The organism is Micromonospora sp. WMMA2032, from assembly GCF_002688545.1.
In the GTDB taxonomy this organism is placed as follows: domain Bacteria; phylum Actinomycetota; class Actinomycetes; order Mycobacteriales; family Micromonosporaceae; genus Micromonospora; species Micromonospora sediminicola.
The window spans coordinates 6,378,034-6,397,504 of sequence record NZ_CP024052.1 but is presented as its reverse complement, the minus strand read 5'-3'; the positions used below and the strand labels follow the sequence as shown (position 1 = coordinate 6,397,504).

Annotated in this window: 20 protein-coding genes; 6 read left to right on the top strand and 14 right to left on the bottom strand. The window is 72.1% G+C overall.

What is annotated here, in order from left to right; genetic code table 11:
* Positions 1-2: 2 nt before the first annotated feature.
* Genes CO540_RS29705 through CO540_RS29690 form a run of 4 tightly spaced genes read right to left on the bottom strand, consistent with a single transcriptional unit; the run spans position 3 to position 4,112 of the window.
* Positions 3-944, bottom strand: a complete 942-nt coding sequence (locus tag CO540_RS29705; RefSeq protein WP_091573506.1) for a carbohydrate ABC transporter permease — start codon at positions 942-944, stop codon at positions 3-5.
* A 22-nt stretch (positions 945-966) separates the two neighbouring features.
* Entirely contained in the window at positions 967-2,379 is a 1,413-nt protein-coding gene (gene ngcE / locus CO540_RS29700; RefSeq protein ID WP_091573505.1) for an N-acetylglucosamine/diacetylchitobiose ABC transporter substrate-binding protein, read from the bottom strand.
* Between the two features lie 24 nt (positions 2,380-2,403).
* A complete protein-coding gene (locus CO540_RS29695; RefSeq protein ID WP_098747937.1) occupies positions 2,404-3,153 on the bottom strand; it encodes a sugar isomerase domain-containing protein in 750 nt (249 codons plus the stop codon).
* The gene (locus CO540_RS29690; protein ID WP_098747939.1) at positions 3,150-4,112 is read right to left on the bottom strand and encodes a MurR/RpiR family transcriptional regulator; all 963 of its coding nucleotides are present in this window, start codon (positions 4,110-4,112) and stop codon (positions 3,150-3,152) included. The genes CO540_RS29695 and CO540_RS29690 overlap by 4 nt, the downstream gene beginning before the upstream one ends.
* A 153-nt stretch (positions 4,113-4,265) precedes the next feature.
* Here CO540_RS29690 and CO540_RS29685 point away from each other — a divergent pair, with 153 nt between their 5' ends.
* Complete coding sequence (locus CO540_RS29685) at positions 4,266-5,255, top strand: N-acetylglucosamine kinase (protein ID WP_099164458.1); 990 nt, start codon at positions 4,266-4,268, stop codon at positions 5,253-5,255.
* Positions 5,256-5,597: 342 nt separating this feature from the next.
* Here the strand turns inward: CO540_RS29685 and CO540_RS29680 are convergent, their stop codons facing one another.
* From CO540_RS29680 to ngcE (CO540_RS29650), 7 genes are all read right to left on the bottom strand, one after another.
* Entirely contained in the window at positions 5,598-6,029 is a 432-nt protein-coding gene (locus tag CO540_RS29680) for an SRPBCC domain-containing protein (protein ID WP_099164457.1), read from the bottom strand.
* Positions 6,022-6,342 carry a helix-turn-helix transcriptional regulator gene (locus tag CO540_RS29675; RefSeq protein ID WP_091573500.1) on the bottom strand — a complete coding sequence of 107 codons (321 nt, stop codon included), beginning with the start codon at positions 6,340-6,342 and terminating at the stop codon, positions 6,022-6,024. The genes CO540_RS29680 and CO540_RS29675 overlap by 8 nt, the downstream gene beginning before the upstream one ends.
* On the bottom strand, positions 6,335-6,709 hold the full coding sequence (locus CO540_RS29670; RefSeq protein WP_172967967.1) for a VOC family protein: 375 nt from the start codon (positions 6,707-6,709) through the stop codon (positions 6,335-6,337). The genes CO540_RS29675 and CO540_RS29670 overlap by 8 nt, the downstream gene beginning before the upstream one ends.
* Positions 6,710-6,795: 86 nt before the next feature.
* Positions 6,796-7,323: a hypothetical protein gene (locus tag CO540_RS29665; RefSeq protein ID WP_099164456.1), complete on the bottom strand. Its 528-nt coding sequence runs from the start codon at positions 7,321-7,323 to the stop codon at positions 6,796-6,798.
* 86 nt (positions 7,324-7,409) lie between these two features.
* Positions 7,410-8,315, bottom strand: a complete 906-nt coding sequence (locus tag CO540_RS29660) for a carbohydrate ABC transporter permease (RefSeq protein ID WP_371682256.1) — start codon at positions 8,313-8,315, stop codon at positions 7,410-7,412.
* Complete coding sequence (locus CO540_RS29655; protein ID WP_091573498.1) at positions 8,312-9,220, bottom strand: carbohydrate ABC transporter permease; 909 nt, start codon at positions 9,218-9,220, stop codon at positions 8,312-8,314. Before CO540_RS29655 ends, CO540_RS29660 begins: the two co-directional genes overlap by 4 nt.
* A gap of 7 nt (positions 9,221-9,227) precedes the next feature.
* Positions 9,228-10,643, bottom strand: coding sequence for an N-acetylglucosamine/diacetylchitobiose ABC transporter substrate-binding protein (gene ngcE / locus CO540_RS29650; protein WP_099164455.1), 1,416 nt, complete (start codon positions 10,641-10,643; stop codon positions 9,228-9,230).
* A 161-nt stretch (positions 10,644-10,804) separates the two neighbouring features.
* Here ngcE (CO540_RS29650) and CO540_RS29645 point away from each other — a divergent pair, with 161 nt between their 5' ends.
* Positions 10,805-12,280 carry an acyltransferase gene (locus CO540_RS29645; RefSeq protein ID WP_099164454.1) on the top strand — a complete coding sequence of 492 codons (1,476 nt, stop codon included), beginning with the start codon at positions 10,805-10,807 and terminating at the stop codon, positions 12,278-12,280.
* On the opposite strand, the gene CO540_RS29640 is transcribed toward CO540_RS29645, so the two are convergent.
* Together CO540_RS29640 and CO540_RS29635 are read right to left on the bottom strand one after the other, a co-directional pair.
* Positions 12,252-13,742, bottom strand: coding sequence for a CoA-acylating methylmalonate-semialdehyde dehydrogenase (locus tag CO540_RS29640; protein ID WP_099164453.1), 1,491 nt, complete (start codon positions 13,740-13,742; stop codon positions 12,252-12,254). The genes CO540_RS29645 and CO540_RS29640 overlap by 29 nt on opposite strands.
* Positions 13,739-15,040 carry an aspartate aminotransferase family protein gene (locus CO540_RS29635; RefSeq protein WP_099164452.1) on the bottom strand — a complete coding sequence of 434 codons (1,302 nt, stop codon included), beginning with the start codon at positions 15,038-15,040 and terminating at the stop codon, positions 13,739-13,741. Before CO540_RS29635 ends, CO540_RS29640 begins: the two co-directional genes overlap by 4 nt.
* Positions 15,041-15,301: 261 nt before the next feature.
* Between CO540_RS29635 and CO540_RS29630 the strand changes: the two genes are divergently transcribed.
* Positions 15,302-16,261 carry a hypothetical protein gene (locus CO540_RS29630; protein WP_099165021.1) on the top strand — a complete coding sequence of 320 codons (960 nt, stop codon included), beginning with the start codon at positions 15,302-15,304 and terminating at the stop codon, positions 16,259-16,261.
* A 62-nt stretch (positions 16,262-16,323) separates the two neighbouring features.
* Here the strand turns inward: CO540_RS29630 and CO540_RS29625 are convergent, their stop codons facing one another.
* Positions 16,324-17,010 carry a Tat pathway signal sequence domain protein gene (locus CO540_RS29625; RefSeq protein ID WP_099164451.1) on the bottom strand — a complete coding sequence of 229 codons (687 nt, stop codon included), beginning with the start codon at positions 17,008-17,010 and terminating at the stop codon, positions 16,324-16,326.
* A gap of 314 nt (positions 17,011-17,324) precedes the next feature.
* Here CO540_RS29625 and CO540_RS29620 point away from each other — a divergent pair, with 314 nt between their 5' ends.
* From CO540_RS29620 to CO540_RS29610, 3 genes are all read left to right on the top strand, one after another.
* The gene (locus CO540_RS29620) at positions 17,325-18,089 is read left to right on the top strand and encodes a TetR/AcrR family transcriptional regulator (RefSeq protein WP_099164450.1); all 765 of its coding nucleotides are present in this window, start codon (positions 17,325-17,327) and stop codon (positions 18,087-18,089) included.
* Between the two features lie 190 nt (positions 18,090-18,279).
* Positions 18,280-18,909, top strand: a complete 630-nt coding sequence (locus CO540_RS29615) for a DUF6230 family protein (RefSeq protein ID WP_091573490.1) — start codon at positions 18,280-18,282, stop codon at positions 18,907-18,909.
* Position 18,910: 1 nt separating this feature from the next.
* Positions 18,911-19,471, top strand: a complete 561-nt coding sequence (locus CO540_RS29610) for a DUF6114 domain-containing protein (protein ID WP_253866278.1) — start codon at positions 18,911-18,913, stop codon at positions 19,469-19,471.

Below are 19,471 nucleotides of genomic sequence, written 5' to 3'. Positions count from 1 at the left end.
CCTCAGAACTCGATCCGCTCACGGCGGGTGATCCGCAACTGGAGCGCGGCCAGCAGGATGGTGAAGATGGCCAGCGCGACGGCGATGGCGCAGGCGTAGCCGAACTGGCCCTTCTGGAACGCGTTGAACTGGATCACCGAGGCGAAGATCTCGCTGGCGTGGTTCGGGCCGCCCTGGCTCGGCGTCATGACGAAGACCAGCGCGTACATGTCCAGCGCGATGAAGCCGAGGTAGACCCAGGCGACCGAGATGCTGTCCCGCAGCAGCGGCAGGGTCACCCGGAAGAAGGTGTGGAAACGACCCGCGCCGTCGAGGATCGCCGCCTCGTAGATGTCCTTCGGGATCGACTGCATGGCGGCGGAGAACAGCACCATGTAGAAGCCGGCGCCGCTCCACACCGCGATGAGCAGCAACCACCACAGCACCGCGGGCACGCCGAGGAACGGCTCCGGGTCGGCGGTGAACGCGATCGGGTTGTCCGCGTCCACCAGTCCGATCTTGATCAGCAGGCCGTTGATCAGACCCTGCCCGTCGGTCCGGTAGATCTGCTGCCACATGACCGCGATGACGACCAGCGACAACACCTGCGGGAAGAAGAAGATCACCTTGTAGATCCCGGAGCCGAACACTCCGCGGATGCCGGCCCTGTCCTCGCGTCCGCCCACGTTGAGCAGGAACGCGAGGAACAGGGCCAGCGCGATCGTGAACAGCGGCACGGTGACCAGGAAGAACACGTTGTGCCAGAACGCCTTCCGGATCAGCTCGTCGGAGAACAGTCGGACGTAGTTGTCCAGCCCGACGAAGTTCTGGGAATCCGAGTACCCGCCCCAGTCGGTCAGCGAGTAGCCCGCCGCCTGGGCGAACGGCCACACCACGTAGAACAGGTACAGCGCGACGGGCAGGGCCAGGAAGCCCGTGACGAAACGCGCGACTCCGTGCCGCATTGGACTCACTTCCTCGACGATGTCAGGCGGTGCGGGTCTGCTTCTTGATCGACGAGTCCTTGGCGACCTTGTCCGCGGCCACCTGCATCTTGTCGACGAACTGCTGCGCGGTGAGCCGGCCGGCCATCAGCTCCTCGGAGAGGTTCTGGCTCTCCTTGTCCAGGTCGGCGTAGAAGTCCGGGAACTTCACCGAGATCAGCTCTCCGCTGCCGCCCTTGACCAGGTTGTTCGCGCTGGCCAGCGCGCTGTCCTGGACGTTGTCACCGGAGCCCTTGGTGGAGGCCAGCGACTTGGTCAGCTCGGCGAACTTCGCCGAACCGGCCTTGGACAGGATGGCCCGCAGGAACTCCTTCGCGGCCTCCTTGTTCGGCGCCTTGCTGGGCACCACGAAGCCCTCGCCGGAGGAGGCGAAGACGTCCTTGGCGGCCTTGTCGCCCGGCTTGCTCCAGTAGTCGGAGATGGTCAGCTCGAAGCCCGGCGGGATGGTCGCCGACATCTCGTTCTTCAGCCAGGTGCCGACCTGGATGAACGCCGCCTTGCCGTCCAGCCACGCCTGCTGCGACTGGGTGTGGTCCAGCTTGCCCGGCAGGAGCAGCTTGTCCTTGACCAGCTTCTCCCACGGCTCCAGCGCGGCGACGATACCGTCGGCCTTCCAGGCGCCGTCCTTCAGGTTGTCGATGTCGACGACGGCCTGCTTGCCGACGGCCTTCCAGATGCTCGCGAACAGCGCCCACCGGGGGTAGTAGCCGTGCGCCGCGTCGTGCACGTACGGCGCCATGCCCTTGGCCTTGATCTTCGGCGCCAGCGCGAAGAACTCGTCCCAGGTGGTCGGGGCGGTCCAGCCCTCCTTCTTGAAGAGCGCGGCGTTGTACCAGTTGCCCCAGACCGTGTAGGCCACGTTCACCACGTAGAACTTGCCGTTCTGGGTGCCGTCGGCGACGGTGCCCGGCAGCAGCGAGTCGGCCACCGTCCCCTCGCCGTCCCACGCCGGCGCGGTGAGCAGGTCGTCGAGCGGCTCGATGGCGCCCTCGTTGATCAGCGTGCTGCGGTCCATCATGTCGGCGCCCGAGTTCATCACCAGGTCGCTCGGCTGGGTCGCCATCTTCGGCTGCTCTTCGGTCTTGATCTTCTGGGTGGAAGACATGTTGACCGTGACGTTCGCGTGCTTGGCGTTGAAGATGACCTTGTCTTCCTTGGCCCACTGGTCACCCAGGCCACCGTTGAAGACGACCACCTTGACGGCGCTGCCGTCCTTGACGCCGAACGGGTTGTCCTTGCTCTTGGCCGCGCCGCCGCCGTCGGACTTGCTCGGCTCGCTGCCGGCGCAGGCGCTGAGCAGACCGGCGGCCGGGACCGCGATCAGGCCGGCCGCGGCGGCGCGCTGCAACAGGGTCCGGCGGCTGAGGTCGCCGGACTTCTCGGGGGTAACCGACATCTTGTCTCTCCTTGTGGTGTCGGGTCAGGCGGTCCGCCGGAGGCGCCCGGCGTACCGCGACTCGAGGGCGAGGTTGTGCTCGTCCCCACCGGGGACGTTGGCGGAGAGGTAGACAGGGGGTACCTCTCCGGCCTGGTGGAACCGTCGTACGACCTCGGCGGTCAGCAGCTGCGCCAACAGCGCCGCGGTGACCGACGAGACCGCACAGACCGCGCCGCCGCCCTCGAGCGGCAGCAGTGCGTCGCCGTACGGCGCGCCGTTGTCCAGCACGACGTCGGCGAGGTCGGCGAGCCGTTGCCCGGACGGGTGCCGAGGGGCGACCCGGGCGGTGTGCTCGACCGAGGTGACCGCGATCAACGGATGGCCGCCCCGCTTGACCAGCGTCGCCAGCTCCACCACGGAGCCGTTGATGCCGGACTGCGAGGCGACCACGAACACGTCCTCCGGCTGCGGCGCCGCCAGGGCGTAGAGCTGGTGCGCCACCGCCGGGTCGCGTTCCAGCTTGGGGTCGGCGAGCACGTCGCGGGGCGCGTCGCCGTGCAGCACGAGGTCGTGCAGGGAGAGTCGGTTGGTGGGGACCAGGCCACCGGCGCGGGCCACCAGTTCGGCGGCGAACGCCTCCGAGTGGCCGGCGCCGAACGCCTGGAGGACGCCGCCGGCGCGCAGGCCGCCGGCGATCAGGTCGGCCGCCCGGTCCACCACGGCGGCCTGGCTGTCGACCAGCCGGTCGAGCACCGGGCGGACGGCGTCCGCGTACCGCTGGGCACTGATCATGTGTGGGACCCCTTCGCGGCCTTGTGCCCGTCGACGGCCTGGGCGGTACGCCGGAAGGCCGCGTGGGCGCGGTCGTGGGTGCGCTGCGCCACCGCGATGTAGAGCAGGTCGAGCACGACGAGCTGAGGGTGCCGGGCGGAGAGCGCGTCCGGCCGGAACGTGGTCGCCTGGCTGGCGGTGACCAGCACGATGTCGGCCAACTCGGCCAGCGGCGAGCGGGGGAAGCCGGTCAGCGCGACGGTGGTCGCCCCGCGGCTGCCCGCCTCGGCGAGCAGCTCGATGGTCTCGCGGGTCTGGCCGGTGTGCGAGATGCCGAGCGCGACGTCCCCGGCGCCGAGCAGCGCGGCGCTGGCCAGCCCCTCGTGCACGTCGCTCCAGGCCCAGGCGGCGACGCCGATGCGGTGCAGGCTGAACTGCATCTCCTCGCCGACCAGCGCGCTGCCGCTGGCGCCGAAGATGTTCACCCGGCTGGCCCCGGCGATGGCCACCGCCGCCCGCTCCACCTCGTGCAGGTCGAGCAGCGCCGCGGTGTCGTGCATGGCCCGCGTGTCGGCGGCCATGATCTGGTCGAGCACCCGGGACAGCGGGTCGCCGGGCTGGATCTCGCGACCGATGTCGACGGTCCAGCCGGCGGACCGGGCCCGGCCGGTCTCGGCGGCGATGCCGAGTCGCAGGTCGGCGTAGCCCTCGAAGCCCATCGCCCGGCAGAACCGGGTGATGGTCGCCGGTGACGTGCCGCTGCGCTCGGCCAGCTCGACGATGGTGGCCCGGGCCGCCGCCTCCGGGTCGCTGAGCACGTGCTCGGCGACCCGGCGCAACGCCCCCGTCAGCTCCCCCGCGCCGGCCCGGACCCTGGCCAGCACCCCGTCCGAGGAGACGGTCACCGCACCCCGCCGGTCGACCGCGTCGGCGTCGACCACCGCGGTCCCCGCGGGGGTGTCCACCTCGTGATCAACCATCGGACGCCTTTCGGAAAGAGTGTTAACTGTTAGTGGTAAAAGTTCTTACTGAAGGCCCCTCCGTGTCAAGAGCGTGGGCGAAGTTTTCAAACTGTTACCTGACGCACAGCCGCGATCTTGCGTCCGGGAACGCGGCCGACCAGCATGGGAGCCATGTCGGACACCGTCGTGGTCGGCCTCGACGTCGGAGGTACGTCCACCCGCGCCACCGCGCTGAACCTCGACGGCGTACGCCTGGGCGACGGCCGCGCCGGCGGCGGCAACCCGACCAGTCACGGCGCCGAGCGGGCCGCCGCCGAACTGCTCGCCGCCCTCCGCGCGGCGCTCGCCGAGGTCGACCCGACCCGGGTACGCGCCGGCGTGATCGGCCTCGCCGGCGCCGGCCGCCTCCTCGCCGACCCGCACGGCCGGGACGCCTTCGACCGGGCCTGGGCCGAGGCGGGGCTCGCCTGCCCGTACACCGTGCACGGTGACGCCCTGGTGGCCTACGCCTCCGGGACCGCCGCGCCAGAGGGCACCGTGCTCATCGCCGGCACCGGCGCGATCGCCGCCCAGGTACGTGACCTGCGCCTGGACCGCACCGCCGACGGCCACGGCTGGCTGCTCGGCGACGCCGGCTCCGGGTTCTGGCTGGGCCGCGAGGCGGTCCGCCGACTCCTGACCGACCTGGACCGGGCCGACGCCCCGGGAGCGCTCGCCCGCCGCGTGCTCACGGAGCTGACCGGCACGACCGAGGTGGCCGCCCGACCCCGGGCGACCGCCGATGCGGTCGTACAGGCGGTGACCCGGCGGCCACCGGTGGACCTGGCCCGCCTCGCGCCGCTGGTCGTCACGGCGGCCCGGGAGGGCGAGCCGACCGCCGCCGCCCTGATCGGCGAGGCCGCCGCGCTGCTGGCCGAGAGTGTCTCCCGGATCCGCCCGGCCGGCGCGACCGATCCGGTGGTGCTCGGCGGTGGCCTGCTCACCGGCGACACGCCGTTGGCCACCGCCGTCCGGTACGAGCTGACCGTCCGCTGGCCGGACGCCCCGCTGCACAGCGCCGGGGACGGTGCCGCCGCCGCGGCCTGGCTCGCCGCCCGGGACCTGCCCGAGGTGGCCGACCCGGCCGCGCTGCACACCCGCCTCGTCCCGCCACCGGCCTGACCCCCGCGCCCCGCGCCCCGTGCCCCGTGCCCCGTGCCCCGTGCCGACGGACGATAACCCCCAACGCCCTGTCGAGCTGATAACACCAACGACTCACCCTCACCCACAGCCGCTGAGTCGTTGGTGTTATCAGCTCGACAGGCGACGGAAACCACGTCCCGTCCGTGACCGAGAAGTCGATGACGTGAACGACCCACACTCGCCGGGCACGCAGCTCCACCGGCTCGGTGGAACACCGTAGGCGCCACACCGGCCCGCCCACACCCACGACGTTCCACCCACCGCGCCGCCGGCAGAGCCCGACCCCTGCTGACGGTGTGCGGCATCCAGGCCTGCAGGCGGTCAGGGCAGTGCGGTCAGCGTGGCGGCGAGACGGGTCCAGACCTGGGTACGCCAGCCGCCGTCGAGCAGGGTGAACGTCCGCCGTTGCAGCGGGTCGTCCGGGTCGAAACCGGCGTGCTCCAGGAACAGCCGGGTGCCCCTGCCCTCGGGGACCAACGTCCAGGTGACCACCGTGTCGAGCGAGCCACCACGCCACGCCCACCGCAGCCGCCGTGGCTCGTCAAGTTCCAGCACCTCGCAGTGGACCACCCCGTCGAACCCCTGACCGGGGCGCGCGACCGTGCGGAAGGTGAAGTGGTGCCCCGGCACCGCCCGGAAGTCGTTCGGCATGAGCCACCGTTCGAGGAGATCGGAATCGGTCAGGGCCCGCCACACCTTGGCCGGGGGGTGGGGCAGGAACTGGTCCACCCCGATACGCGTCGGTTCACTCATCGGGCAGCTCGTCCAGCACCTCGCGCAACCCGGCCAGGCGGGAGCGCCAGAACCGCTCGTACGGGGTGAGCCAGTCGGCCAGTTCGCGCAGCGGCTCGGGGCGCAACGCGTAGAACCGCTGCCGCCCGACCGGCTGCTCGGTCACCAGCCCGGCGTCCTTGAGCACCCGCAGGTGCTCGGACAGGCTGGGTCGGCGCATGTCGAACCGGTCGGCGAGCCGCTGCACCGGCTGCTCCCCCTCCTCGCGGAGCAGCCGCAACAGTTCGCGCCGGGTGGGGTTGGCCAGGGCCGCGAAGACGTCCGGCTCAGACACGGGTCTCCTGCAACGCGATGCCGTTGCCGTCCGGGTCGGCAAAGGTGGTGTACCGGCCCCAGGGCGCGACCTGGATCCCGTCCTCGGCGAACACGACCCCCCGCTGGCGCAGCCGGGCGACGTCGGCGTCGAGGTCGTCGCTCTCCAGCACCAACCCTCGGAGCGAGCCGGCGGGCATGCTGTCGAACCAGGTGACCAGCGTCAGCGTGGTCGCGGCGCCCTTCGGGGCCACCTGCACCCAGCGGCCGCCGGGCCCCATCGGGTTGTCCCGCACCAGATCCAGACCGAGCACGTCGACGTAGAAGTCGCGGGCCCGGTCCTGGTCGCTGACGGGTACGGAGACGATCTGCACGTGGTTGACGGACATGCCCGTCAGCATAGGTAGGAGATTTCCTACCGGTCAAGCGGAGGAGAGGCCGGCCGCCACGACGGGCGACCGGCCTGCGTACCTGCTCAAGCGGTCGGGTACCCCTGCGGCCCGGAGCCCTGCGGCGGGGTCGGGTTTCCCTGCGGGCCCGGAGCGTGCGGCGCGGTCGGGTGCCCCTGCTGGCCCGGACCGTGCGGCGCCACCGGCTGGCCGTGCGGCGGCGCCGCATGCCCCTGTCCGGCCACGCCGAAGGGGGCGCCCGCCTGACCCGGAGCCGGGTAGCCGGGAGCCGGCTGGCCGTGCGCCGACGGAGCGAACATCCCGGGCTGCGGCGCGCCGGCGAACTGGTGCGCCGCGGCCTGCTCGCGGGCCTCCTTGCGGGCCTTCACCGCCCGCACGGCCAGCAGGATCGGCAGGACGAAGACGTAGAAGAAGATCTGGTAGCGGCCGCCCTCGAAGAGGAAGAACAGATAGAAGCCGTAGGCGAACATGGCGAGCCCGACGACCACGTTGAGGATCCGGGAACCGGTCCCCTGCTCCTTGACGGCGATGCCGAGGGCGACCATGGCGATGCCGCCGAGCAGCAACAGCAGTGTGTAGATGAGGAAGAACATGGAATTCCTGTCGATGAGGTGAGCGTGCCGGCTCACCCTAGGGGAGCACGGTCATCCGCACTGCCCCGTTGCCTGTGGCAACGACCTCACTTGAGCTGCCCGGCGGTCAGGCCGGCCTGGACCTGCCGCTGGAACGCCACGTAGACCACGAGCACCGGCAGCACGGCGATGGTCAGGCCGGCGAAGAGCTGGGCGTAGTCGCCGGCGTAACCCTGGCTGACCGCGAGCGAACTGAGTCCCTGGGCGAGCATCCGGTCCTGCCCGTCGCCGGGGATGAGCACCTGGGGCAGCAGGAACTGGTTCCAGTGACTGAGGAAGTTGAAGATGCCGACGCTGATCAGTCCCGGTCGCGCCATCGGCAGCATCACCCGGAAGAAAAGCCGGAAGTGCCCGCAGCCGTCGATCATGGCGGCCTCCGCGATCGAGGTCGGCAGCGTCCGGAAGAAGGCGGTCAGGAAGAACACCGTGAACGGCAGCGAGTATGCGGTGTAGACCAGGATCAGGCCCGGCCAGGTGCCGAGCAGGCCGACGCTGCGCACCACGAAGAACAGCGGCACCAGGGCCAGGAACACCGGGAACATCATTCCGCCGACGAACAGGTAGTAGACCACCTGACGGCCGCGGAACTCGTAGCGCGCGAAGACGTACGCGGCGGTGGCGCCGAGCAGCATGGTCAGCGTCAGCGAGCCGGTCACCACCACCAGGCTGTTGAAGAAGAACCGGCCGATGTGGGCGTTGGTCCAGGCCCGCCCCCAGTTGTCGAACCGCAGCGCCTCGGGCAGGCCCCAGGGATCGGCGATGATCTCCCCGTTGCTCTTCAGCGAGCTGAGCACCATCCAGGCCAGCGGCAGGATCGTCATCGCCGCCCAGAGCAGCAGGAAGCCGTGCGAGAAGACGTTCGCCACGCCCAGCTCACGCCGGGGCGGACGGTCGGCCGGGGTGGCCGCGCCGGTCGCGACGGCGGTCGGGGCGCCGGTATCCACTGTGGTCACGAGTACTCGATCCGATCACGCCGGGCGGTCCGCAGCGCCAGCACCGCCACCGAGAGGGTCAGGAAGAACATGGCCACGCCGATCGCGGAGGCGTACCCGAACTTGTTCTCGCTGCCGAACGAGGTGTCGTACATGCGCAGGCCGATCACGTCGGAGGAGAAGTTCGGCCCGCCGTTGGTCATGAGCTGCACCAGGATGAAACCGTCCAGCGCCGCGATGGCCAGGTAGATCCAGGCCACCTGGATGGTGTCCCAGAGCAGCGGGATGGTGATCTTCCGCAGCATGGTGGCGCGGGAGGCGCCGTCGAGCAGCACCGCCTCGTAGATGTCGCGCGGGATGGCCTGCATCGCGGCGCCGAACAGCACCACGTAGAACCCGACGTTGCTCCACACCATCACGGCCAGCACGCACCAGAACGCGAACCTCGGGTCGCCGAGCCAGGCCGGGGTGGCCAGCCCGACCGCCCGCAGCCCGCCGTTGAGCAGACCGCTGGTCGGGCTGTAGATCTCCTTCCACAGCAACGCGATGATCACCACGGAGAGCACCTGCGGGAAGAAGTAGACGAGCCGGTAGACGGCCGTCCCGCGTACCCCGGTGACGCCGGCGCGGCCCTTGCGCCCGCCCATGGTGAGCATGCTGGCGAAGAAGAGGCCCAGCGCGATGGTCACCACCGGCACCACCGCGAGCAGGATGGCGTTGTTCTTCAACGCGTTCCAGACGTACCCGTCGTGCAGCAGGGTGCGGAAGTTCGCCAGGCCGACCGGGTCGGCCTCCGCCGAGTAGCCCAGCCAGTCGGTGGTCGAGATCTGGAACGCCTGAAGGTACGGCGAGAGCACGAAGATGCCGTAGAGCGCCAGCGGTGGCAGCAGGAAGCTGAGGATCAGCGGGTATCGGCCGTGTCGCATCCGAGCGTCACGCGGCCCGCTTGTACTTCTTCACCGAGCTGTCCTGCGCGATCGAGTCGGCGCCCTTCTGGCACTGGTCGAGGAACTCCGCCGGGGAGATCCGGCCGCTGAAGAACTCGCCGCAGGCCGCGTCGACCAGGTTGCGCTCCAGCTTGCGGTAGTAGTTGTTGTAGACCCAGTTGAAGCCGTTGGAGCCGGACGCGTCCAGCGCCTTGACCACGGTGCTGAGCCCGTACGGCAGGTCGATGCCCTCGGTGGCGCCGGCGACCACGGGCAGGCTGGCGACCTTCTTCGTGAAGTCCTGGGCGCCCTTGCGCGACAGCATGGTGCGGAAGTACTCCAGCCCGCCGGCCACGTTCTTCGCCTTCGCCGGCACCATGAACGGCTCGCCCGCGGTGCCCCGGATCGCCTCGAACGGCAGCTTGTCGCCGCTGCCCAGGCTCGGCGTCGGCGCGACGGTCATGTTGAAGCCGGCCGGCGTGACGTCCTTCTGCTCGCTCTCCAGCCAGGAGCCGCAGGAGATGAACGCGGCCTTGCCCTGACACCAGGCGGTCTGCGACTGCTTGTGGTCCAGGCCCGGCGAGCCGTCGAGGATGAACTTGTCCTTGACGATCTGGTGCCAGGCGTCGGCGGCGGTCTTCATGGCGTCCGACTTCCAGGCGTTGGGCTCCAGGTTGTCGATGGCCAGCGCGACCGAGGGACCGCCCAGCTTGATCGCGGTGGAGATCAGCGGCCAGCTCATGTAGCGGGGGTGCACGCCGGCGTACGTCCAGGGGGCGATGCCGGCGGCCTTGATCTGGCGGCAGAGCGCGATGTGCTCGTCCCAGGTCTTGGCGTAGGTCCAGCCGCGGTCGGCGAAGAGCTTGGTCGAGTGCCAGATGCCGTAGACCGTGTAGGTGTAGTTGAGCACCAGGAACCGGCCGTCGTAGGAGCCGACCTCGACGGTGCCGGGCAGCAGCGTGTCCTTCACCGTCTTGCCGGGCGTGTCGAGGCTGGGCGCGGCGAGCAGCTCGCCCAGGTCGGCGATCGCGTTCTGGGAGACCAGGCCGTTGAAGTCGATCTGGCCGGCGCCGGAGTTGTTGACCACGTCCGGCGGGCTGCCGTCGACGAAACGGGGCTGGAGCGTCTTGCTGATCTCCGCGGTGGCCGAGTGCTTGATCTCCGCCTTCGGGTACTTCTCCTTGTACATGGCCTCGTGCGCCTTGGCGTACTCCTCGCCGAAGCCGCCGTTGAAGATCACCACCTCCAGTGGCGCGTCCTCCTTCACCCCGAGCGGGTTCTGCTCGCTCTTGGTGCCCTGGTACGCGCCACCCTCGCCCTTGTCGTCGCCACCGGAGGTGGCGCAGCCGGCGAGCAGACCGGCGGCGGGGGTGGCCAGCAGACCGGCGGCGGCGCTGCGCCGGAGGATCTCACGCCTGTTCATCGCAACTCCTCGGTTCGTACGCGGGGTGGCGGATCTGTCGCTTGTCTTCACATCGGCTGTTGTTGCTGAAGAATTTCTACGCTGACGCGACGCGGATCACAAGACTTCTCGACCGATCCGTTATCCGTACCGGTCGCCGATGGCTGGCATAGCCTGGCCCCATGCGCCGCCTGCGGCAGCTCGCCGAGCGCACGCCGCCGGGGCGGGAGCGCTACGTCGACCTGCTCCGGGCGCTGGCCATCACCATGGTCGTGCTCGGCCACTGGGGCGTCACCGTGATCGGGTACGAGCACGGCCGCCCGGCCGGCCGCTCGGCGCTGGCCGACCTGCCCTGGACCTGGCCGCTGACCTGGGTGGCCCAGGTGATGCCGGTGTTCTTCCTGGTCGGCGGCTATGCCAACGCCGCCTCGCTGGCCGCCCGCCGGCGTCGCGGCGGATCCGCGACCGGCTGGCTGGTGGACCGCAGCGCCCGCCTGGTCCGACCGACCACCACGTTGCTGCTGGTGCTCGCCGCCGGCGCCACGGTCGCCACGCTGCGCGGCGCCGAGGCGACGCAGGTGCGCACCGTGGTCTGGTTCGCCACCATCCCGCTCTGGTTCCTGGTGGCGTACTTCGCGGTGGTGGCGCTGACCCCGCCGATGGTGGCGCTGCACCGCCGGTTCGGGCTGGTCGTGCCGGCGGCGCTGGTCGCGCTCGTCGCGCTCGGTGACCTCGGCCGGCTCCTCGGTCCGGCCGGCCTTGCCGACGGCAACTACCTGTTCGCCTGGCTGGCCGTGCACCAGCTCGGTTTCGCCTGGTACGACGCGACCCGACCGGCGCAGCCGACCAGCGACACGCCCGGTGCCGGCCGTCCCGGCAGATCGGCGGCGACGGGCGTCGGACCGCACGACGCCGTCGGCCGCGCCGACGGCCGCCGGGGTCACGAGCGGACCGGGTTGCGCCGACGCGAGCTGCCGCTCTCCCCCCGGGCCGGCACGATCCTGCTGGCCGGCGGCCTGGTCACGCTGGTGCTGCTCACGGTCGTCGGGCCGTACCCGGTGGCGATGCTGCACGTGCCCGGCGAGCGGCTGGACAACGCGGCGCCGCCGAGCCTGGCGCTGCTCGCCGCGGCCGCCGCCCAGCTCGGGCTGATCCTGCTGCTGCGCGGTCCGGCCGGGCGCTGGCTGCGCCGTTCCGGCCCGTGGCAGGCGGTGATCGCGGTCAACGCGGTGGTGCTCACCGTCTTCCTCTGGCACCTGACCGCCGCGATCCTGCTGGTCGGTCTGCTCGACGCGCTCGGCGTGCTGCCCACCGCACCGGTCGGCACGGCGACCTGGTGGGCCTGGCGGATCCCGTGGCTGGCGGCCCTGGCCGTGGTGCTGGCCGTGCTGGTCGCCGTCTTCGGCCCGATCGAGGCCCGCACCCGCCGCCCGTCGGGCCCGCCCGGCGGCCGTGGCCGAGCCCGCGCGCACGGCCGGGTGTCGACCGCGCTGGCCGTCGCCGGGTACGCCGCCCTCGTCGCCGGTCTGCTGCTGAACAGCCTCGCGCCGAAGGAGGCGGCCGAGCCGCTCGGCCTGCCCGCCCCGGCGCTGGTGGCGTACCTGGCCGGGGCGGGACTGCTGCGGCTGCTCAGGTCTGGGTGGGGAAGCCGAGGTTGACCCCGCCGTGGCGCGGGTCGAGCCAGCGGCTGGTGACCACCTTGCCCCGGGTGAAGAACGCGACCCCGTCCGCGCCGTGCGCGTGCAGGTCGCCGAAGAGCGACGCCTTCCACCCGCCGAACGAGTAGTAGGCCATCGGCACCGGGATCGGCACGTTGATCCCGACCATGCCGACCTCCACCTCGTGCTGGTACCGCCGGGCGGCCCCGCCGTCGTTGGTGAAGATCGCCGTGCCGTTGCCGTACGGGTTCGCGTTGACCAGTTCCACCGCCTCGTCGTACGAGCCGACGCGCAGCACGCTCAGCACCGGGCCGAAGATCTCGTCGGCGTAGATCGACATGTCCGGGGTGACGTGGTCGAACAGCGTCGGGCCGAGCCAGAAGCCGCCCGGCTCGCCGTCCGGCGTGACGTCCCGCCCGTCCACCACCGGCACCGCGCCGGCCGCGATCCCGGACTCCACGTAGGAACGCACCCGCTCGGCGTGCGCGGCGGTGACCAGCGGACCCATGTCGCAGCCACGTCGACCGTCCCCGGTGCGCAGCCGGCCGATCCGCTCGGCGATCCGCTCGACCAGCGCGTCCGCCACCGGCTCCACCGCCACCAGGGCGGAGACCGCCATGCACCGCTCCCCCGCCGAGCCGAACCCGGCGTTGACCGCCGCGTCGGCGGCCAGGTCCAGGTCGGCGTCGGGGAGCACCACCATGTGGTTCTTCGCCCCGCCCAGCGCCTGCACCCGCTTGCCGGCCAGCGCGCCGCGCTGGTGCACGTACCGGGCCACCGGGGTGGAGCCGACGAACGACACGGCCCGTACGCCGGGGTGGTCGAGCAGGGCGTCGACCGCCTCCTTGTCGCCGTTGACCACGTTGAGCACACCGTCGGGCAGGCCCGCCTCGGTGAACCACCCGGCGAGCAGCAGGGCGGCACTCGGGTCCTTCTCGCTCGGCTTGAGCACCACCGCGTTGCCGCAGGCCACCGCCACCGGCACGAACCAGAGCGGCACCATCACCGGGAAGTTGAACGGGGAGATCACCGCGACCACGCCCAGCGGTTGCCGCAGGCTGTAGGAGTCGACCTCGGTGGAGACGTTCTCGCTGAACCCGCCGCGCAGCGCCGAGGGGATGCCGCAGGCGTACTCGATCACCTCGAGCCCGCGTTGCACCTCGCCGGCGGCGTCCGCGAGCACCTTGCCGTGCTCGGCGGTGATCACCTCGGCGAGCCGGTCCCGGCGGGCGTGCACCAGCTCCCGGAACGCGAACAGCACCGCCGTGCGTCGGGCCAGGGAGGCGTCCCGCCAGGCGCGGGCGGCGCGCTCGGCGGCCTCCACCGCGCCGGCCACGTCGGCCGCGCCGGCCAGCGCCACCCGGGCGCTACGGCGGCCGGTGGCCGGGTCGAAGACGTCGCCGCGCCGCTCGGACTCTCCGGCGGTCGGCTTGCCGTCGACGTAGTGCCCGATCACGCTCACGCCGCCTCTCCGACCGACGACCGGATCGCGTCGACCAGGATGGCCAGGCCCTCGCGGGCCTCGTCCTCGGTCAGCGTCAGCGGCGGACCCATCCGCACCACGTTGCCGTACAGCCCGCCCTTGCCGACCAGCAGGCCGCCGGCGCGGCACGCCTCGAAGACCCGGGTGGTCAGCTCCGCGTCCGGCTCGACGGTGCCGGGGCGGACGAACTCGACGGCCAGCATCAGGCCCTTGCCGCGTACCTCGGCGACCTGGTCCAGCTCGGCGGCGGCCGCGCGCAGGCCGTCGGCGAGGATCGCGCCGACCCGGGCCGCGTTGGCCTGCAGGTCGTGGTCGAGCAGGTAGTCGAGCACCGCGTTGCCGGCGGCGGTGGAGATCGGGTTGCCGCCGAAGGTGGAGAAGCTGATCGCCGGCACCGACTCCAGGATCTCGGCCCGGCCGACCACGCCGGCCAGGGCGAAGCCGTTGCCGACGCCCTTGGCGAAGGTGAGCAGGTCCGGTGTCACGCCGTGCGCCTGGTAGCCCCAGAAGTGCTCGCCGGTGCGCCCCCAGCCGGTCTGCACCTCGTCGCTGATCAGCAGGATGCCGTGCTCGTCGAGCACCTTCTTCCAGGCGGCGAGGAGCCCGTCCGGGCCGTGCACGAAGCCGCCGACGCCCTGGATCGGCTCGGCGATCAGGCAGGCCACGTCGCCGGCGGTCTGGGTGGCGAGCACCTCGCGCAGGTCCTCGACCGCGGCGTCGACCCGGTCGTCGGCGTCGAGCCGGGCCAGCAGGCCGCGCAGCCGCTCGCCGGAGTGCAGCCAGGCCACCTGCAACGGGTTGAGCGCGCTGGCCGACCAGCCGCGGTTGCCGGTCACGCCCATCGCCGCGTACGACCGGCCGTGGTAGCTGTTGCGCACGGCGAGGATCTGGTGCGAGCGCCGGTGGTTGGTGGCGACCAGCAGGGCGGCCTCGTTGGCCTCGGTGCCGGAGTTGGTGAAGAAGACGCGGGCGTCGGGGATGCCGGAGAGCCGGGCGACCTTCTCGGCCAGTTCCACCTGCTGCCGGATCAGGTAGAGCGTGGAGGTGTGCACGAGGCCGGTGCGCAGCTGCCGCTCGACCGCCTCCCGGATCTCCGGGATGTCGTGGCCGACCATGGTGGTCAGCACCCCGCCGAAGAAGTCCAGGTAGCTGCGACCGGCCGCGTCGGTGACCCGACGACCGGACCCGGCGACGAGTTCCAGCGGTTCGGCGTAGTAGAGCGGCATCCAGGACGGGAGTACGGCCCGGTGCCGGGCGAGGAGGTCGTCGGACGTCATCGGCGCACCCTTCAGCGGCGGTCTGGTCCCCGCACGCTCCCACCGCGCCCGGACAGGGACAACTGCCACTGTGTCGCGCGGCGACGCCCCCGACCTGACACCACGTCAAGCGGTCGTTGCGCTTTCCGGAGCGAAACGGGCCATCTGCCGAGCTTCCCGTCGCCGGTCGACGTGCTCTACCACGCGATCCGCAGCGCGGTCGCGTCACGGCCGCGACCGACAGGCGCCGCCGGTAGCATCCGCCGGGTGCGGACGACTCAGGTGGAGCTGCCGGCCGGCGTGGCGGGGACGAGCCACGCGGAGCTGCTGTCCGGAGTGCGGTCCTGGGTGGAGTCACCGCCACTGCGCGGCCTGGTGGCCCGCTTCGGCGGCGACTGGCCGGCCGGCGACCTGACGGCGGTGCTGGCCGGGCTGGACGTGTTCTCCGCCCGGCGCTGGGACTTCCGCCAGGGGCGGGAACGCCCGGACGCCCGGGAACCGGCGTTCGACCCGGGGACCGCCGGACTGGTGCTGGCCGCGGCCACGGCGCTGGGCCTGGTCCGGGCCACCCCGCCGGCCCGCTCCGGGTACGCGCACCTGCTGGTCCTCGGCGGGCTGGCGCACGCGTGCCTGCGGCGCACCGCGTACGCGGCGCTGCTGGCCCGCACGGCCCGGGTGGCCGGCGAGGTGGCGGTGCTGGGCAGCTTCCGGCCGCTCTCCCCGGCCGAGTCGGCGATGCTGGCCGGGGCCGGGGTGCCCGGGTGCGCCACCGAGGTGGACGTCCTGGACGCCGGCGTACGGCTGGCGTTCGGGGTGGACGAGCCGGCGCGGGAGGGCGGCGGGCCGGCCGACCACCCGCACCGCGCCTGGTCGTCGCGCACCTACCGGCCGGCCGGGCTGCCCCCGGTCCGGGTGCTCGCCGCGCCGTCGAGCGAGCCGGAGCGCCGCCGCGCGCACACCGCCGACACGCAGCGGTTCTGGGCCGAGCACGTCCGGCTGCGCGCCGGTGACCCGGTGCTGATGGTGACCGCGCCGATCTACGTGCCGTTCCAGCACTGCGACGCGCTGCGGACGCTGGCCGTGCCGTACGGGTGCGGCATCGAGACGGTCGGGGTGGACCCGGCGGCGAGCGCGCCGGTTCCGGTGCCGGAGCCGACCCTGACCCCCGGCCGCTATCTGCAGGAGATCCGCTCCGCGCTGCGGTCGATGCGCGCGTTGCACGCCGTGCTGACGACCGGCTGACCGGCCCGGACCGGTGGCCGGCGCACGGCGAACCGCCGCGCGCCGGCCGATGGGTCGGGTGCTCAGTTGACGTAGACGGCCGGGCTGCCGGTCTTGCTGGTGTCCTTCACCGGCGAGTAGGTCGCGGTGAAGTACGCGGTGCCGAAGCAGAGCGACGGGCCGGAGAACTTGGTCAGGGTCTGGTTGGTGAAGGCGATCGAGTTGGTGGCGTTGGCCGCCGTGCCGGTGAGCGTGTTCGTGCTGGTCCGGTAGACGCAGGTGATCGGGCCGAGCAGGGAGTTCAGCACGACCGTGCTCTGGATCGGCGCGGCCGCGGTGCCGGAGATGGTGACCACGCCCGCGCTGGTGACCGACGTGGTGTAGGGCAGGTTGTTGACGGTCACGCTCTGCACGCCGGTGGTGCCGAAGACGTTCGTGGTGCAGCTGCTGAACGTCTGCGCGGTGAGGCTCTCGGTGGCGGTGCCGGGAGCGGTCGGGTTGCTCAGCACCTTCGCGCTGAAGCTGGACGCGGCGCACTTGATGCCGCTGGTGCCGCTGGCCGACGAGTAGAAGGTGGCGTTGGTGCCGCTCTTCAGGCTGGCCTGGATGACGTCGTTGACCGACACGGCGGTGCCGGCGACGCTCGGGTAGGTCAGCACGGCGCTGGCCAGCGAGGTGGAGGGGGCGGCGGTGGCGGGGGCGGCGCCGACCAGACCGGTCAGCAGCGCCAGGGCGGCGAGGCCCGCGCCGATGCGTCCGTACCTGGGCATGGGGGTTCCTTCCGGGGGTGGGACGGGGACGTGCCGGCGACGTCCGGGACGGACGGCGCCGGGGGTGGTGAGCCGCCGCGACTCAGCGGGACCGGCGGCGTGGGGCACTGCGGCGACGCCGCGTCACCTGCTTCTCTCCGCCCTTGGGAGGACGCCCGTGGGCGGCGATAATGGCAGCCATTCGGGCCCTCCTTCGACGCGACAGGGGTGACCGTACGAGAGATCACCAGCGGTGACGGAGCGTGGACTGAGCGTGTCGAAAGTTATAAACCTCAGAGGGTCGTAAAGTCAACGCATCAAGGAAGGCCGATATCTTGACCACGCAGAGCCCGCCACCGCCGGCGCCCGCCCCGCTACCGGGCGCGCGGCACGGCCGCGACCCCGACCGCGCCATCAAGCGCGGCCCGCGGCGGGTGCCGGCCGAGGAGGTGGCGGCGACCCAACGCGACCGCCTCTTCGACGGGCTGGTGCGGGAGGTCGCGACCCGGGGGTACGACGCCGCCCGGGTCAGCGACATCTGCCATGCCGCCGGGGTCACCCGGCCGGCGTTCTACGCGCTGTTCAGCGGCAAGCAGGACGCGTTCCTCGCCGCGTACCGGCACGGCATCTCGGTGGTCTCGCAGCTGATGGAGGGCGCCTACCGGGACGCCGGGCCGGACTGGCCGGACGCCGCCCGGGCGGCGCTGCGCACGCTGCTCGACGTGCTCGCCAGCGTGCCCGCCTTCGCCCGGATGGCGCTGGTCGAGGTGGACGCGGCCGGTCCGGACGCCCGCCGGGAACGGGACGCGCTGCTGCACAGCTTCCGCCGGTTCTTCGCCGACGCGGGTCCCGGGCCGGCGGTCACCGGGGTGGACCGGGACGTGCTGGTGTCCACGGTGGTCGGTGGCATCCACGCCACGATCCGGGGCCGGGTGGCGCAGGGACGGGCCGAGGAGTTGCCGGCGCTGCTGCCGGTGCTCACGTACGCGGCCACCGCGCCGTTCCTGGGGCCCGACGGCGCCCGGCGGGCCACCCGACCGACCCGTCCGGACGACGGTCCGAGCACGACCGCGCCCTGCGCGCCGACCGGCCAACCCTGACCGACCCGGTGGGAAACCGCTGCGGTTTTTCACTTTGGCCGCAATTCACACATGCCGCCCAACTCGCCGCTACGGGCTGTTGACCGCCCCTTTACCCAGCGGTAACTTCGGCCTGCGCCTCCGTGGCGCGGAAACCCCGCAAAGCCAATTCACATCGTCGCGAATGAATTGATCTCGAAAGGGAGCCGCCATGTCGGAGCAGACCGCACCGATCGAGGCCGACCAGCCGAGCAGCGGCGTCCGCTGGCGCCGGTTCGCCGTCACCCTCGGCGCGGTGGCGGCCGGGGCCGCCGGCATGGTGGTGCTGACCGCGCAGGGCGTGCTCGGTGCGCAGTTCGCCATCTCCGGCATGCCGTTCACCGTCACCGCCGACCGGCTGGAGGGCACCGGGTTCGAGCAGTTCGCCACGCTCGACCAGATGATCCCGGACAGCCCGAACCAGGGCGACACCGGCGGTCAGGTGCTCGTCATCGTCTCGGCCATCGACAAGGCCGAGCTGACCAACCTGTGCCAGAGCATCAACCTGGGCGGGACCAACCTGCGGATCACCGCCGGCGGCTCCGGCAAGCCGGTCACCGCCCGCACGCTCGTCGTCGACGGCGACGAGATCGCCGGCAACGCCTCGTTCAAGAAGATCAACGTCGGGCAGGACGCCAGCACGGTCGACCAGGTCCCCGGCGTCACTGGCAACCCGGGCGTCTTCGCCCAGCAGGCCGACACGGTGACCATCACCAACCTGCGGCAGAACAACTACGCCACCACCGCCGCGATCTTCACGCTGCCCAACCTGCGTATGGGCTTCAGCTCCGACGGGTGCTGACGTGACCGGCGGACAGCACGCGGCGCCGGCCACCCGCACCCGTGGGCGCTGGCGCCGCTGGCGACGGGCCCGGCCGTTCACCGCCGGGCTGCTCATCGCGCTCGGCGGCGCGGAGATGCTGGTGACGCTGCGCGCGCCACTCGGGGTGCTGCTGCACGTCGGGCCGCAGGGCCTGGCCGCGTACCTGGTCCCGGCGGTCCTCGTGCTCTGCGGGGTGCTGCTGATCGCCACCCCGCAGCAGCGGGTCTTCTACGCGCTGCTCTCGCTGCTGCTCGGGCTGGTCTCCTGGCTCACCTCGAACCTGGGCGGATTCCTCATCGGCATGCTGCTGACGTTGGTCGGCGGCGCGCTCGCGTTCGCCTGGACACCGGCCAAGCAGCGGTCCGGACGGGCCGCCCCGACCGCCGGGAACCCGCCGCCCGCACCCCGCGAGCCGACCGACGACGCCCTGCCGGCCCACGACGACACGCCACCGGCGCACGACGCACCGGGCCGCGACGCGCTGCCGGCCCACGACGCGGTGCCGGCGGAGTCGCGGGGCGGACCGGCGGACCGGGGCTGA

Bases quoted from the DNA above. Each gene is read 5' to 3' on its own strand.
- CO540_RS29705 (WP_091573506.1), bottom strand. From the start codon at position 944: ATGCGGCACGGAGTCGCGCGTTTCGTCACGGGCTTCCTGGCCCTGCCC.
- ngcE (WP_091573505.1), bottom strand. From the start codon at position 2,379: ATGTCGGTTACCCCCGAGAAGTCCGGCGACCTCAGCCGCCGGACCCTG.
- CO540_RS29695 (WP_098747937.1), bottom strand. From the start codon at position 3,153: ATGATCAGTGCCCAGCGGTACGCGGACGCCGTCCGCCCGGTGCTCGAC.
- CO540_RS29690 (WP_098747939.1), bottom strand. From the start codon at position 4,112: ATGGTTGATCACGAGGTGGACACCCCCGCGGGGACCGCGGTGGTCGAC.
- CO540_RS29685 (WP_099164458.1), top strand. From the start codon at position 4,266: ATGTCGGACACCGTCGTGGTCGGCCTCGACGTCGGAGGTACGTCCACC.
- CO540_RS29680 (WP_099164457.1), bottom strand. From the start codon at position 6,029: ATGAGTGAACCGACGCGTATCGGGGTGGACCAGTTCCTGCCCCACCCC.
- CO540_RS29670 (WP_172967967.1), bottom strand. From the start codon at position 6,709: ATGTCCGTCAACCACGTGCAGATCGTCTCCGTACCCGTCAGCGACCAG.
- CO540_RS29665 (WP_099164456.1), bottom strand. From the start codon at position 7,323: ATGTTCTTCCTCATCTACACACTGCTGTTGCTGCTCGGCGGCATCGCC.
- CO540_RS29655 (WP_091573498.1), bottom strand. From the start codon at position 9,220: ATGCGACACGGCCGATACCCGCTGATCCTCAGCTTCCTGCTGCCACCG.
- ngcE (WP_099164455.1), bottom strand. From the start codon at position 10,643: ATGAACAGGCGTGAGATCCTCCGGCGCAGCGCCGCCGCCGGTCTGCTG.
- CO540_RS29645 (WP_099164454.1), top strand. From the start codon at position 10,805: ATGCGCCGCCTGCGGCAGCTCGCCGAGCGCACGCCGCCGGGGCGGGAG.
- CO540_RS29635 (WP_099164452.1), bottom strand. From the start codon at position 15,040: ATGACGTCCGACGACCTCCTCGCCCGGCACCGGGCCGTACTCCCGTCC.
- CO540_RS29625 (WP_099164451.1), bottom strand. From the start codon at position 17,010: ATGCCCAGGTACGGACGCATCGGCGCGGGCCTCGCCGCCCTGGCGCTG.
- CO540_RS29615 (WP_091573490.1), top strand. From the start codon at position 18,280: ATGTCGGAGCAGACCGCACCGATCGAGGCCGACCAGCCGAGCAGCGGC.